Source organism: Massilia sp. CT11-108 (genome assembly GCF_047302915.1).
In the GTDB taxonomy this organism is placed as follows: Bacteria; Pseudomonadota; Gammaproteobacteria; order Burkholderiales; family Burkholderiaceae_D; genus Telluria; species Telluria orientalis.
Genome location: NZ_JBKYMO010000121.1, coordinates 1 through 13,145 on the forward strand (window position 1 = coordinate 1; position 13,145 = coordinate 13,145).

Genomic DNA, 13,145 nt, shown 5'->3' on the forward strand with positions numbered 1-13,145 from the left:
GTACGAATCGCGCGTGCTCGTGCTGGCGGACGCGCTGCCGTCGGCGCCGGCGCCGGTAGCCGCCTCGATCGAGATCGCGGACCTGGGCCGTGACTGGAGCCTGCGCTTCCCCGGCAAGGCGCAGGCGCAACGTCTCGCCGCGCTGCGCTCGTGGACGGACGACGAGGCGACCCGCTACTTCTCGGGCGTCGCCACCTACGAAAAAGACGTCGAGCTCACGGCGGCGCAACTGCGCGCGCCACGGCTCGTGCTGGATTTCGGTACCGGCACGCCGCTGGAATCGGCACCGAAAGTCCCGGCCGGCATGCGCGCGATGTTCGACAGCCCCGTGCGCGAAGCGGCGCAGGTATATGTCAATGGCCGCCGTGCGGGCGCCGTGTGGCATCCGCCGTATGCCGTCGACGTCACGGGCTATCTGCGGCCGGGCCGCAACCGGATCGAGGTGCGGGTCGCCAACCTCGCGCTGAATGCGCTGGCCGGCCATGCGCTGCCGGATTACCGGCTGCTGTCGGCCCGCTACGGCCAGCGCTTCGTCCCGCAGGACACCGCGCTGATCGCACCGCAGCCGGCCGGCCTGCTGGGCTCCGTCAAGCTGCTGGGTGCGGGCCAATAACAACGACAGGAGAACAACATGACGACGACCCGACGATTCACGATGCTGGCCGCGAGCGTCGCGCTGGCGCTGCCGGCGTTTGCGCAGACGACCGGCTACCCGCAACCGACGCCCGCCATGCAGGCCATCATCGACAAGGACATCAGCCGCCATTTCGGCGACGCGCCGGCCGCTGCGGGCCCGCTCGCGACGGACTTGTCGCCCGAACTCACGCCCGCTGCCATCGACAAGGCCTTGCGCAAGGTCGCGGACTGGCAGCTCGCGCGCTCGCAGCCGTATTTCTCGCGCATCTGGACGGAGAGCGTGATGTACACCGGCTTCATGGCGGCGTCCGAGGCGACCGGCGATACCAGATACCGCGACGCGATGCTCGCGATGGCGCGCCATTTCGACTTCCAGGTGCGCGACCGCCTGCCGAACGCGGACGACCTGTCGATCGCGCAGACCTACCTCGACCTGTACTTCCAGGAGAAGAACCCGGGCATGCTGCGCCTGACGAAGGCCGAGATGGACGACCTGCTGCCCCTGGCGACGCTCAAGCCGAACGATCCGCGCATCCCGTGGTGGTGGTGCGACGCGCTGTTCATGGCGCCGCCCGTGTGGGCGAAGATGTACAAGGCGACGGGCGAACGTAAATATCTCGACTACATGCACCTGAACTGGAAGCGCACGTACGATCTCCTGTACGACAAGGACGAGCATCTGTACGCGCGCGACGCCAGCTACAAGGACAAGCGCGAGGCGAACGGCAGGAAGATCTTCTGGTCGCGCGGCGAAGGCTGGGTGATGGGCGGCCTGGCGCGCGTGCTGGACTACGTGCCGGCGGACGATCCGCAGCGCGGCTTCTATGTGCAGCAGCTGCGCGAGATGTCGGAAAAGCTCGCGTCGCTGCAGGGCGCGGATGGCCTGTGGCACGCGGGCCTGCTCGATCCGAAGACATACCCGCTGCCGGAGATCTCGGGCTCCGCGCTGTTCGTGTACGGCATGGCGTATGGCGTGAATCACGGCCTGCTCGACGGCGCGAAGTACCGGCCCGTGATCGCGAAGGCCTGGGCCGGCATCCTGAAGAACGTGTACGCGGACGGCCGCGTCGGCAATATCCAGCAGACGGGCGCCGAGCCGGCGTTTTATCGTCCTTCGTCCAGCTACGACTATGGCGTCGGCGGCTTCATGCTGGCGGCCGCGGAACTGAAGCGCATGGCGCAGGGAGGCGTGCGATGAGCGAGACCAGGGCCTTCGTCATGCGGCTGAAGCCGGGGAACGTCGACGAGTACAAGCGGCGCCACGACGACATCTGGCCGGAGCTGGCGGACCTGCTGCGCGCGTCCGGCATCCACGATTATTCGATCTTCCTCGACGAGGCGTCGCTGCAGCTGTTCGCGGTGCTGAAGCTGCGCGACGGGCACACGGTCGCCGCGCTGCCGGAGCATCCCGTCATGCGGCGCTGGTGGGATGCCATGGCGCCGCTGATGGAGGTCGAGCCGGGGAACCGGCCGAAGGAGTGGCCGCTGCGGCAGGTCTTCCACCTGCCGTGACGGATTGCCTACTTCGCGGGGTCGAGCAGGCCCCGCGCCTTGAGCCATTCCTCCGCCCGTTTCGGCCACGCCGACGCCGTCCCGAGCCCCGTCCGCATTCCCATCCCGTGCGACCCATGCTCGAACAGATACATTTCGGCCGGCACCTTCGCCCGCGTCAGCGCCTGGTAGAACAGGATGCTGTTCTCGACCGGCACCGTCTGGTCTTCCTGCGTGTGGATCAGGAGCGTCGGCGGTGTGGCGGCCGTGACCTGCCGTTCGACCGACATCAGCCGCACGTCGGCCGGGGACGGGTCGGCACCCAGCAGCGCCTTGCGCGAGCCGGCATGCACGGCCGGGCCGTCCATCGTGATCACGGGGTACATCAGCACGAGGAAGTCGGGACGCGCGCTGACCTTGTCCAGGTCCGCGGGCGGATGTGGTACCGTGCCGCCTGGGACCGCACGAGGCGGACGGCGCGCAGCACGTCGCGCAGAGGCGCCGGGTGGCCGAACTCCTGCATGCGATACTTGAGCACGAAGCTCGTGATGCCGAGGGTGCCGAGCCATGCCGCGTACTGCTCGCCTTCGCGCGCCGTGGACAGGCGCACGTAGCCGCCGCCAGGGCAGATGATGACGGCGGTGCCGTTCGGGCGGTCGACGGCGGGGCCGTACACGGTCAACGTCGGCTCGCTCACGTTGGACACGCGGCCGTCGTCGACGTGTTCCGGACCGAGGCCGGGCTTCGCATCCGGCATGCCTTCGGGCCACAGCGGGATCGTGGCCGTAGCGGGAATTTGCGGCGCGGCGAAGGCGGCATCGACGGCTCCGGCGAGCACGGCACCGGCAACGAGTTTCAAAGTGCGTCTCCTGGTTTCATTCGAACGATTCATTTGAGGTCCTGACATGGTAAAACTTGGATGGTTGGGCGGCGCACTACTGTGCGCGGGTTTGCTGGGGTGTGCGTCGACGCCGGCGCGCGTCGATGGTCCGCTCGGCGCCTTGGACATCGTGACGACGCCGGCCGCCGCGCTGGACGCCGTCTGGCAGCCGCGCGCCGACGGCGTCATAGCGGTGGCGGGCAAGCCGTCCGGCTTCATCGCCACGCGCGATACGTACACCGATTATCGCCTGCACGTGGAATGGCGCTGGACCGGCAAGCCGGGCAACGGCGGCGTGCTGCTGCACGTGGCGTCCGGGCCGAAGGACGGCGTCTGGCCCTACAGCATCCAGGTGCAGACCAAGCATGGCGCCGCCGGCGACCTGTTGCCGATGGCGGGTGCGACGTTCAACGAACCGCTGACGACGGCGCCGGGCGCCTACCCGCCGATCAAGGCGCATGTCGCGGCGGACAGCGAGCGTGCGCCCGGCGAGTGGAACAGCATGGACGTGCTGGTGCGCGGCGGCTGCATCGACGTGACGATCAACGGCGTCGCGCAGAACGCCGTCACGATCGCGCAGCCGGCGACGGGCCGCATCGGCTTCCAGCTCGAAGGCACGCCGTACGAGCTGCGCAACCTGCGCGTGGAACGGCTTTAACGCTTGAGCCATGATTCCGGCACCGGCACGATGCAGATGTTCAGCGTGCGGCCATCCGCCGACAGCATCGCGGACTGGATCTCGATGCGCGTGCCGTCCGGGCTGAACGTCGGGTGAGGGTGGTCGGCGGCCGTCGTCTTGTGGCCCGTCGTCAGCAGCTTCATTTCGTGCGACGCGCGGTCGATCAGGTACAGGCTGCGGCTGAAATCGTCGCCGACGGCGAAGCGGCCGTCGCTGGACCCGTGCACGTGCCAGAAGCCGCTGCCGGACGGCGTCTGGCCGACGATCTGCATCTGGCGCGTGCGCAGGTTGACGATGGCGAGGCCGGTCGGTTTTTCGCGCGTGCCCGTCCGGCCCCAGCCGTCGTCCTGGCCGGGATTCGCACCGCCGACGTCGGTGGCCGGCGCGTCCACTGCTGCGGCCGCGCCGGGGATCGCGCGGTGGCCCATGATGGCGAGGGCCACTTCGTCCTTGCCGATCACCGCTTCGTGCGTCACCCATTCGTACGGCGCTTCCGGATACAGCGGGCGCAGGCCGCTGCCATCCGCCTGCACGGTCCACGTGCGCTGCGGCGACTTGCCGCCCGTCTCCCAGCAGAACACGATCTCGCCCGGATTCCACAGATTCGCCTGGATGTGGCCCACCTGGAACGGCACCGACACGACATGGCGCACCTCGCCCGTACGCACGTTCACGCGCGCGATGCCGGCCGGGCCGGCGCCCATCTTGCGCGGGCCGAACGCCGGCTCCAGCTTCGTGCCCGGCGCCAGGTGGCGCGCCGCCTCGTGCGGGCCGACGCGGACGTACAGCCACTCCTCGTCGGCGTCCAGCGCCGTGTCGCCATAGGCTTCCATCGAGGCCGGCAGGGTCGCGGCCACGCGCTGGTAGCTGGCCGCGTCGCGCATGCGGGCGGCCGCGCTGTCCGCGAATACGCGCGCGAGGTCGACCTCGACGACTTGCCGGTCGTCGCCCGCGCGGCGCAGGAAATACAGCTTCATCGATTTGCGGGCCGCGTTCAGCATGCCCTCGTAGCCGCCTTCCGTGACCTGCACGATGTCGCCGGTCTTTTCGTTGACGGCCATCGCCTCGTTGCCGGCCAGGTGCGAACGGAAGATCAGCCACTGGCCGTCCGCGGTCCACTGCGGGTGCGTCTGGTAGATCTTGGAATCGCCATGCGGGCGGCTCGTGAGGAAGGTCAGGCGGGTGCCGGTGACGGGATCGACGACTTCCTTGCGTTCGGACGGGAAGCGCTGGCCGATGGCGGCGCGGGCGTCGAGGGATGCGAGCAGTGTGCAGCACAACGTCAATACGGTCAGTATGCGCATGGGCAGTCTCCTTGTTTTTGGAATCCGATCATTGTTGCAGCGGCGGCCGCGCACAACCGATCATTTTCCTGATTCTTTCGGCGGCCCCGTTTTGACGACGGCCGGCGCGAGCATAGAATGCAACGCAGAACAACGAACCCGAATCCCGCCATGCCGCTGCTTTCTACCCTGCGCCGATTGCTCCACGCCCCGCTCATCCTGCTCGCCTGTGCGAGCGTCCACGCGCAACCGCTGCCGGCGGCCGTCAATACCGACCCGGCCCGCGCCCAGGTCACGCTGCCGGAGCCCGCGAATCCCGCGCTGCCGTCGCTGGTCCTGATCGGCGATTCTACGGTCCGCAACGGCCGCGACGACGGCCAGGGCAAGGGCGCGGCCGGCCAGTGGGGATGGGGCAATCCGGTCGCCGCCTGGTTCGATCCGGCCAGGGTCAACGTCGTCAACCGCGCCGTCGGCGGACTCTCGAGCCGCACCTACATCACGAGCGGCCACTGGGAGCGCACGCTGGCTTTCGTCAAGCGGGGCGACATCGTCGTCATGCAGTTCGGTCACAATGACGCCGGCGCCGTCAACGACACGAGCCGCGCACGCGGCACGATTCGCGGCATCGGCGACGAGACCGAGGAGATCGACAACCTGCTCACCCACAAGCACGAGACCGTGCACACCTACGGCTGGTACCTGCGCCGGTTCGTGGCCGACATTCGCGCCAGGGGCGCCACGCCCATCATCTGCTCGCCGATCCCGCACAAGCAGTGGGACGCGGCCGGCCACGCGAAGCGCGACCGCGACACGTACGGCGGCTGGGCCGCGGCGGTGGCAAAGGCGGAAGGCGTCGGCTTCATCGACCTGAACGAGGGCATCGCGCGCCGCTACGATGGCTTGGGCCATGACGCCGTCGTGCAGCTGTTTCCGCAGACGACGCCGGACGAGCACACGCACACCAACTGGGCGGGCGCGGTCCTGAATGCGCAAGTCGCCGTGGAAGGCATGAAGGCGTTGGGCGACCCGCGCATCGCCGCGTGGCTGAAGCCCCAGGCACCCGTGAATCCGCAGCCGCCCGTGCGCGAGGATGACCGCCCCGTCGTCGACGCGCGCGCGGTGCGCGACGAGGCACCGCGCGATGCCAGCCTGCCGACCCTGTACCTCGTCGGCGATTCGACGGTGAAGAGCGGCGGCGTGAACGGCGCCATCGGTTGGGGCGAGCGCATCGCACCGTATTTCGATGCCCGCAGGATCAACGTGGTGAATGCCGCGATCGGCGGCCGCAGCAGCCGCACGTATTACACGGAAGGGCGCTGGGACAAGGTGCGCGACCAGTTGAAGCGCGGCGACGTCGTGCTGATCCAGTTCGGCCACAACGACGGGGGCCGCATCGGCGACCCGGCGATGAAGAACCGCGCGTCGGCGCCGGGCACCGGTCCGGAGACCGTCGAGGACACGCGTCCGGACGGCGCGAAGGAACAGGTGCACAGCTTCGGCTGGTACATGGCGCGTTACGTCGCCGATGCGAAGGCGAAGGGCGCCACCGTGGTCCTCGTGTCGCCCGTGCCCCATCGCGACCGCTGGCAGGAAGGCCGCGACTTCGCGACGTTCGCCGACTGGGACCGCCAGGTGGCCGAGGCCAGCGGCGCGCTGTTCATGGACCTCACGCTGCTCGTGGCGGACGGCTACAGGCGGATCGGCGCGGACAAGGTGAACACGCTGTTCGCCGATGCGCGCACGCACACGAATGCGGCGGGCGCCGAATTCAACGCGGAGCGCGTCGTCGCCGGCCTGAAGGCGCTGCCGGGCAATCCGCTGGGCGCTTATTTCGCCGACCGCGCGCTGGCCGCGCAATGAGGTCCGCACTGATCCTGGCGGTGGCCCTGTGCGGATCCGCCCAGGCCGACGACTGCGCCGCGTGGGGCCGGCCCGGCGCGGTGTTGTTCCAGGACGATTTCAGCAAGCCGCTCAGCGGCTGGGTGGCCGAGTATGCGCGCAAGCCGGGCAACGTCGTCGAGGGCCGCGCTGGGCGGCGCGGGATGGGCGGCGACGGCGGCGCCCCCGTGTGGCGCGATCGGCCGCTGTATGGCAATGTGCTGATCAGTTTCACGCGCCGCGTGATCGTCGACGGCGGGAAGAACGACCGCCTGTCCGACCTGAACGTGTTCTGGATGGCGCGCGATCCGAGGCGCGCCGACCTCTTTACGCGCAGCGGCAAGTTCGAGGACTACGACGACCTGTCGCTGTACTACGTGGGCATCGGCGGCAACCGCAACACGACGACGCGCCTGCGCCGCTATGGCGGGGGCCGCCGTGAACTGGTCGCCGACTACACGGACGGCGCGCATCTGCTGGAGGCGAACCGCGACTACCGCATCGAGATCGCGGTCTACGAGGGCTGCACGCGCGTGCGCGTGGACGGCAATACGTGGTTCACGTATCGCGACCCGCATCCATTGACGTCCGGCCGGTTCGGGCTGCGCACGACGTGGTCGCGCCAGGCGGTGGACGACCTGAAAATACAACGACTCGACTGACAGGAGACATGCTTGAAGAACCGTTTGAAGCCCTGCGTGGCAGGGGTGCTGGCCGCCTGCGCGCTGCACGCGTCAGCCCAGCAGGCGCCGGCCCCGCAGGAACAAGGCCCGGCCCCGGCCGACGCCATGCTGCACGCGCTGGACGTGCACTACCCGACGCCTTATCGCGCGATGGACGCGGCCGAGGTCAAGGCCGTGCTGGACCGCGTGTTCGACTACCTGGACAAGGTCACGCCGGCCGCGGTGATCGACCAGCGCACGGGCGTGCCCATCGCGGACCTGTCCACGCCGAACGCGAACGCCGTGCTGAAGCCGGGCGACTTCCGGCTGACGAGCTATGAATGGGGCGTCACCTACACGGGCATGCTGGCCGCCGGCGCCGCCACGGGCGACCGCCGCTACACGGATTACGCGCTCAAGCGCCACGAACTGCTGGCGCGGCTGACGAAGACCTATCTGCCGCTCGTCCAGGCCGACCGCGAGCATGCCGCCGCGCCCATCAAGAGCTTCCTGAACCCGCACGCGCTGGACGATGCCGGTGCGCTGTGCCAGAGCTTTCTGAAGGCGAAGCTCGAGGGGTCGCCGGTGGACTATTCGCAGATGATCCCGATCTGCGGCGACTTCGTCACGAAGAAGGAATACCGGCTGAAGGACGGCACGCTGGCGCGCGGCGGTCCGGACGGCCGCGGCGGCGTGAAAATGCGCCCGCTGCCGGATACGCTGTGGCTGGACGACATGTTCATGGGCGTGCCCACGATCGCGTACCTCGGCAAGGCGACGGGCGATGCGCGTTACTACGACGACGCGGCGCGCCAGGTGCTGCAATTCTCGAAGCGCATGTTCAACAAGAACCTCGGCATCTACATGCACGGCTATGTGGAAGGCTTGCGCGACCACCCGGAGATGCACTGGGCGCGCGCGAACGGCTGGGCCGCGATGGCGATGGTCGAGGTGCTGGAAGTCCTGCCGAAGACGCACAAGGACTACAAGGCCGTACTGGAACAGCTGCGCGCGCACGTCAAGGGGCTCGCCAGCTACCAGACGAAGGACGGCTTCTGGCACCAGCTCATCGATCGCAGCGACACGTACCAGGAAACGTCCGCCACCGCGATCTACGCCTACGCCATCGCACGCGCCGTCAACCGCGGCTATGTCGACGCGCAGGCCTACGGACCGATGGCGAACCTCGCGTGGAACGCCGTCGCGAGCAAGGTGCAGCCGAACGGGCAGATCGAAGGCATCTGCGTGGGCACGGGCATGGCGTTCGATCCCGCGTTCTATGCGTACCGGCCGACGAGCGTGAAGGCGGCGCACGGGTACGGGCCCACGTTGCTGGCCGGCGCCGAGATCATCGCGATGAACCGCAAGTTCAGGTTCGGGCTGAACGACAGTGGGTTGATGTACCAGGGCGTGCGCTGACTCAGACTTCGATGATCAGATCTTCCCGGAACGCGGCCTGCTCGCCCTTGTTCGCATACCCGAGCGGATTCGCGACCACGCGGCAGCGCCAGCCCGTGCCTTCGACCACGTAGTCGTTCGCGCAATGGAGGTGGCCGTGCATCCACACGTCCGCGAACGGCAGCAGGTCGTCCAGCGCATTGCAAAAGCCTGCCGTGCCGGGCGAGATGCCGTAGCGCGGATCGGCGCTGCGCAGGGTCGGGGCGTAGTGCGTGACGGCGATCGTGGTGCCGTGGAACGGCGTGGCCAGTGCGTTGCGCAGCCAGGCCTGGCAGCCGAACGACAGTTCCCGCTGGCCCTCCGCCAGCAGCGGCACGCCATCCACGAGCGTCGTGTTCCCGGAGAGGTAGTAGTTCGCGGCGCGGAATGCCTTTTCGCGCTGCTTGAGCTGGCGCCCGATGTCGGTCTCGGAGACCGCCAGGGCGTCGAAGTCGGCCCACAGCGTCGTGCCGATGAAGCGGACGTCGCCGAGGGTGACGATCGCGCGGTCGAGCCACGTGATGTCCAGCGCGGCACAGGTCGCGCGCAGGCGCGCCAGCGTGGCGTCGAAATCGAGGCCGTCGAATTCGTGGTTGCCGGGAACGTACAGGACGCGCGCCGCGGCGCCCGTCGTGGCCGGGGCGAAGCGACCGAGGCCGAAGTCGTCGGTGTCCAGGCGCGAGCGGGCCTGGTAGGAACCGATGTCGCCGGCGAGCACGACGACGTCCGTGTCGGCGAAGATGGTCGGCTGGAACCCGGGGTCGCGTTCGAGGTGAAGGTCGGAGAAGAGCTGGATACGCATCCAGCAAGTATACCTGTCTTCGCGAACGGACCCCGGTTCGATGCGTTACTTGCCGGCCTGCTGCAGTTTCTCGCCGGCGCGTTCCAGGCCGCGGCCCGTGGCGGCCGTCGCGTCCTTCGCGCCTTCCTTCACGTTCTGCGCGGCTTCGTGCGATTCCTGGCGCACTTCGGCGCCGGCCTGCTGCATCTTGTCGCCGGCGCGGTCGGCCGCTTCCTTGACGTTCTGGTTGGCCTCGTGGGCCGCTTCCTTCGCATTCTCGCCGGCCTGCTGGGCAGCGGCGTTGGCGTTGGCCGCGGCTTCCTTCGACTCGGCGGCAGCCTTGGCGCCCGCGTCGTCGATGGCCTTGCCGGCTTCCTGGGCCGGACCCATGCCGTTCTTGTCCTCGGCCTTGTGGCAACCCGTGACCAGCACGGCGACAGCAAGCATGATGCTCGAAATGGTAGTGGCTTTCATAATGTTCTCCTAGTAAGAAGTTGTCACTTAGATTACACAATTTCGTAAAAATGCGGCGTACGATACGGCTGGGCCGGTTTCGGGCGCCTCGAGGATCACATGGAGAGAACGGAGAAAGGCCTGCCGCGGTTGACCGCGCGGCAACCGTCCGCATCCCGCGGATGGGGAGGGACGGTCGCCGGGAGAGAGGATCAGATGGCCCAGCCGCCCGCGTAGAACGCGGCCAGCGCGAGGGCGATGCTGACGGTGCCGAAGTTCAGCTTGCGCCATTCGCCGGCCAGCACGCGGCCGATCACGAGGGTGCAGAAGCCCAGCATGATGCCGGTGACGATGTTGCAGGAGAGGAGGATGAACACGGCGCATACGAGGCCGGCCAGCGCATCGAGCTTGTCGTCCATGTTCATGTGCGCCACGCTGCTCAGCATCAGCAGGCCGACGTACATCAGCGCCGGTGCGGTGGCATACGACGGCACCAGGCCGGCCAGCGGCGAGAAGAAGATCAGGCCGAGGAACAGCATGCCGACGACGACGGCGGTGAGGCCGGTGCGCGCGCCGGCCGCGGTGCCGACACCCGATTCGATATAGGCCGCTGCCGGTGCGCCGCCCACGAGGCTCGAGAACAGGGAGCTGACCGAATCGGCCGTCAGGGCCTTGCCGCCGTTATGGATGTAGCCGCGCGCATCGACCTGGCCGGCCTGGCCGGCGACGGCGCGGATGGTGCCGGTGGCGTCGAACACGGCGGTCATCACGAGGGCCAGCACGCTGGGCAGCACGGCCATGCTGAGCGCGCCCTTGACGTCCATCGCGCCGATCAGCGACGCGTGGCCCGGGCTGCTCAGTTGCGGCCACGAGAAGATGCCGGTGAAGTGCACTTTCGGATCGAAGGCCAGGCCGAGGGCGGAAATCGCGATTACGACGAGCAGGATGCCGCCCGGGACCTTGCGCTGTTCCAGGCCGAAGATGGCGGCCAGGCCCAGGATGCTCATCAGGACCGGGAAGGAGGTGATCTGGCCCAGCGCGACGGGCAGGCCCGCGCCCGCGTTCTTGACGACGAGGCCGACTTCGCTGGACGCGATCATCAGCAGGAACAGGCCGATGCCGACGCCCGTGCCGTGCGCGACGCCGGACGGGAGATTCTGCAGGATCCACGAGCGCAGGCCCGTGATGGAGATCGCCGTGAAGATGAGGCCCATCAGGAACACGGCGCCCAGCGCGATCGCCGGCGTCAGGCCCTTGCCCAGCACGAGGCCGAACGCGGTGAAGGCGGTCAGCGAGATCGCGCAGCCGACGGCGATCGGCAGCCGCGCCCAGAAGCCCATCAACAACGAACCGAAGGCCGCGGTCAGGCACACGGCCACGTACACCGCGCTGACGTCGAAGCCGGCCTGGCCCAGCATGCCCGGCACGACGAACACGGAATACACCATCGCGAGGAAGGTGGTGACGCCGGCCACCACCTCCGTGCGCTGGGTGCTGCCGCGCGCCGAGATCTGGAAGTACTCGTCGATTTTGCCGGTGGCGGCAGGTGGGGACGTGAAAGTCTCCGCGCGTTCGACGCGCTGGAGTTGAGGCTGTGACATGGCTGCTGCTCCTCTATGTTATCGGTCCCGGCGCGCATTGCTTGGACGCGGCACCGGGTTGTCTCATCGTTATGAGTAGAGAAGCTTAGGGCCGAAGGCGCGCGGCGAACCATGCATCCTATGCATAGGCACTATACGCGTCGGCGTATTGCGTTTGCCGCGATCGCGTTATCGGGCGGTCCGCACGGACAGTTCGACGTCGTCCGCGAACGGCATCGACAGGTAACCGGACGCCGGCGCGCGCATGCGGGCGAGGTAGTCCGGGCAGTGGTCCGCATTGTCCGCGACGATCGCCGCGCCCGGGCGCAGATGCGGTTCCAGCAGCGCGAGCACGTCGGGATAGAGCGCCTTGGCGCCGTCCAGCAGGACGAGATCGATGTCATCCGGCAGGTCGCCGGCCAGCGTCTGCAGGGCGTCGCCCGCGCGGATCTCGACGAGGTCGAGCAGGCCCGCGGCAGCCAGGTTGGCGCGCGCCCGCTCGACTTTCGCCGGCTCGAATTCGCTGGTGATCAGGCGACCGCCGCCATTGTCGCGCAGCGCGGCGGCCAGGTGGATGGTCGAGATGCCGAACGACGTGCCGAATTCGACGATGGTCCGGGCCCGGCTCGAGCGGGCCAGCATGTAGAGCAGGACGCCGGTGCCGCGCGAGACGGGCAGGGCGAGGTCCTTCAGGCGGCCGTACAGGTCGCGGTAATCCGTCTTGCTGCGCATGAGGCGTTGCAGTTCCGCTTCCGGCAGGTCGCGGCAGGCGGCCAGCGGCGATTCGGCATCGGTCTCGGCGAACAGGCGCGCCAGCAGCGGGGCGACGGGGTCGGTGGCAAGGGTAGTCATCGTGGTTCCTTGTGGTGGTGAGTAGGTCCGGTTATTATGCGAATAATCCTTCAGGTTTTCTATTCGCATTCCCGGAGCCCCCGATGACCGAACGCCGCCGCCCCCAGATCGCCTCGCGCAAGGCACCGAAACAGGCCCGATCCAATGAGCTCGTGGCGGCCGTGCTGGAGGCGGCTGTTCAGGTTCTGGCGGCGGAAGGGGCGCAGCGCTTCACGACGTCGCGCGTGGCGGAAAAGGCGGGCGTCAGCGTCGGGTCGCTGTACCAGTACTTCCCGAACAAGGCGGCGATCCTGTTCCGCCTGCAGAGCGACGAATGGCGCCGCACGACGGCCATGTTGTCCGCCATCCTCGCGGACACGGCGCGGCCGCCGCTGGACCGGTTGCGGTCACTGGTGCACGCGTTCGTGCGGTCGGAATGCGAGGAGGCGGCGATGCGCGTGGCGCTGAACGATGCGGCGCCGCTGTACCGCGATGCGCCCGAGGCGCGCGCGGTGCGGCAGTCGGGGGAGGAGGCCGTGCGGACGTTCCTGGCA

Annotated in this window: 14 protein-coding genes and 1 pseudogene; 8 read left to right on the plus strand and 7 right to left on the minus strand. The window is 68.5% G+C overall.

Annotated features, from left to right (window positions below; genetic code table 11):
- From ACEN88_RS12285 to rhaM, 3 genes are all read left to right on the plus strand, one after another.
- On the plus strand, positions 1 to 613 hold a 613-nt coding region (locus tag ACEN88_RS12285; protein WP_413339914.1), incomplete at its 5' end, for a glycosylhydrolase-like jelly roll fold domain-containing protein.
- Positions 614 to 631: 18 nt separating this feature from the next.
- The gene (locus ACEN88_RS12290; RefSeq protein ID WP_413339915.1) at positions 632 to 1,834 is read left to right on the plus strand and encodes a glycoside hydrolase family 88/105 protein; all 1,203 of its coding nucleotides are present in this window, start codon (positions 632 to 634) and stop codon (positions 1,832 to 1,834) included.
- Positions 1,831 to 2,148, plus strand: coding sequence for an L-rhamnose mutarotase (gene rhaM, locus ACEN88_RS12295; RefSeq protein ID WP_413339917.1), 318 nt, complete (start codon positions 1,831 to 1,833; stop codon positions 2,146 to 2,148). Before ACEN88_RS12290 ends, rhaM begins: the two co-directional genes overlap by 4 nt.
- Before the next feature lie 8 nt (positions 2,149 to 2,156).
- On the opposite strand, the gene ACEN88_RS12300 is transcribed toward rhaM, so the two are convergent.
- The gene (locus ACEN88_RS12300; protein WP_413339935.1) at positions 2,157 to 2,513 is read right to left on the minus strand and encodes an alpha/beta hydrolase; all 357 of its coding nucleotides are present in this window, start codon (positions 2,511 to 2,513) and stop codon (positions 2,157 to 2,159) included.
- A complete protein-coding gene (locus tag ACEN88_RS12305; RefSeq protein WP_413339919.1) occupies positions 2,513 to 2,986 on the minus strand; it encodes an alpha/beta hydrolase in 474 nt (157 codons plus the stop codon). Before ACEN88_RS12305 ends, ACEN88_RS12300 begins: the two co-directional genes overlap by 1 nt.
- A 46-nt stretch (positions 2,987 to 3,032) precedes the next feature.
- On the opposite strand from ACEN88_RS12305, the gene ACEN88_RS12310 reads away from it, so the two are divergent.
- Entirely contained in the window at positions 3,033 to 3,665 is a 633-nt protein-coding gene (locus ACEN88_RS12310; RefSeq protein ID WP_413339921.1) for a DUF1080 domain-containing protein, read from the plus strand.
- On the opposite strand, the gene ACEN88_RS12315 is transcribed toward ACEN88_RS12310, so the two are convergent.
- Complete coding sequence (locus ACEN88_RS12315; protein WP_413339923.1) at positions 3,662 to 4,990, minus strand: hypothetical protein; 1,329 nt, start codon at positions 4,988 to 4,990, stop codon at positions 3,662 to 3,664. The genes ACEN88_RS12310 and ACEN88_RS12315 overlap by 4 nt on opposite strands.
- A gap of 150 nt (positions 4,991 to 5,140) precedes the next feature.
- Between ACEN88_RS12315 and ACEN88_RS12320 the strand changes: the two genes are divergently transcribed.
- From ACEN88_RS12320 to ACEN88_RS12330, 3 genes are read left to right on the plus strand one after another with little or no spacing between them, the layout of a single operon-like run.
- Positions 5,141 to 6,829, plus strand: a complete 1,689-nt coding sequence (locus ACEN88_RS12320) for a rhamnogalacturonan acetylesterase (protein ID WP_413339924.1) — start codon at positions 5,141 to 5,143, stop codon at positions 6,827 to 6,829.
- Positions 6,826 to 7,509 (plus strand): DUF6250 domain-containing protein, encoded by a 684-nt coding sequence (locus ACEN88_RS12325; RefSeq protein WP_413339926.1) that lies wholly within the window; start codon positions 6,826 to 6,828, stop codon positions 7,507 to 7,509. Before ACEN88_RS12320 ends, ACEN88_RS12325 begins: the two co-directional genes overlap by 4 nt.
- A 12-nt stretch (positions 7,510 to 7,521) precedes the next feature.
- Positions 7,522 to 8,928: a glycoside hydrolase family 88/105 protein gene (locus tag ACEN88_RS12330; protein ID WP_413339928.1), complete on the plus strand. Its 1,407-nt coding sequence runs from the start codon at positions 7,522 to 7,524 to the stop codon at positions 8,926 to 8,928.
- A gap of 1 nt (position 8,929) precedes the next feature.
- Here ACEN88_RS12330 and ACEN88_RS12335 read toward each other — a convergent pair whose 3' ends face one another.
- The 4 genes and pseudogenes from ACEN88_RS12335 to ACEN88_RS12350 all read right to left on the minus strand — a co-directional run bounded on the left by ACEN88_RS12335 (position 8,930) and on the right by ACEN88_RS12350 (position 12,612).
- Positions 8,930 to 9,748, minus strand: a complete 819-nt coding sequence (locus tag ACEN88_RS12335; protein WP_413339929.1) for a metallophosphoesterase — start codon at positions 9,746 to 9,748, stop codon at positions 8,930 to 8,932.
- A 45-nt stretch (positions 9,749 to 9,793) separates the two neighbouring features.
- Complete coding sequence (locus ACEN88_RS12340) at positions 9,794 to 10,201, minus strand: hypothetical protein (RefSeq protein WP_371769226.1); 408 nt, start codon at positions 10,199 to 10,201, stop codon at positions 9,794 to 9,796.
- Positions 10,202 to 10,392: 191 nt separating this feature from the next.
- Positions 10,393 to 11,715, minus strand: a pseudogene (locus ACEN88_RS12345) (NCS2 family permease); the annotation flags it as partial.
- Between the two features lie 234 nt (positions 11,716 to 11,949).
- On the minus strand, positions 11,950 to 12,612 hold the full coding sequence (locus ACEN88_RS12350; RefSeq protein ID WP_413339931.1) for an O-methyltransferase: 663 nt from the start codon (positions 12,610 to 12,612) through the stop codon (positions 11,950 to 11,952).
- 83 nt (positions 12,613 to 12,695) lie between these two features.
- Between ACEN88_RS12350 and ACEN88_RS12355 the strand changes: the two genes are divergently transcribed.
- A partial coding sequence (locus tag ACEN88_RS12355) for a TetR family transcriptional regulator (RefSeq protein ID WP_413339933.1) occupies positions 12,696 to 13,145 on the plus strand: 450 nt, incomplete at its 3' end.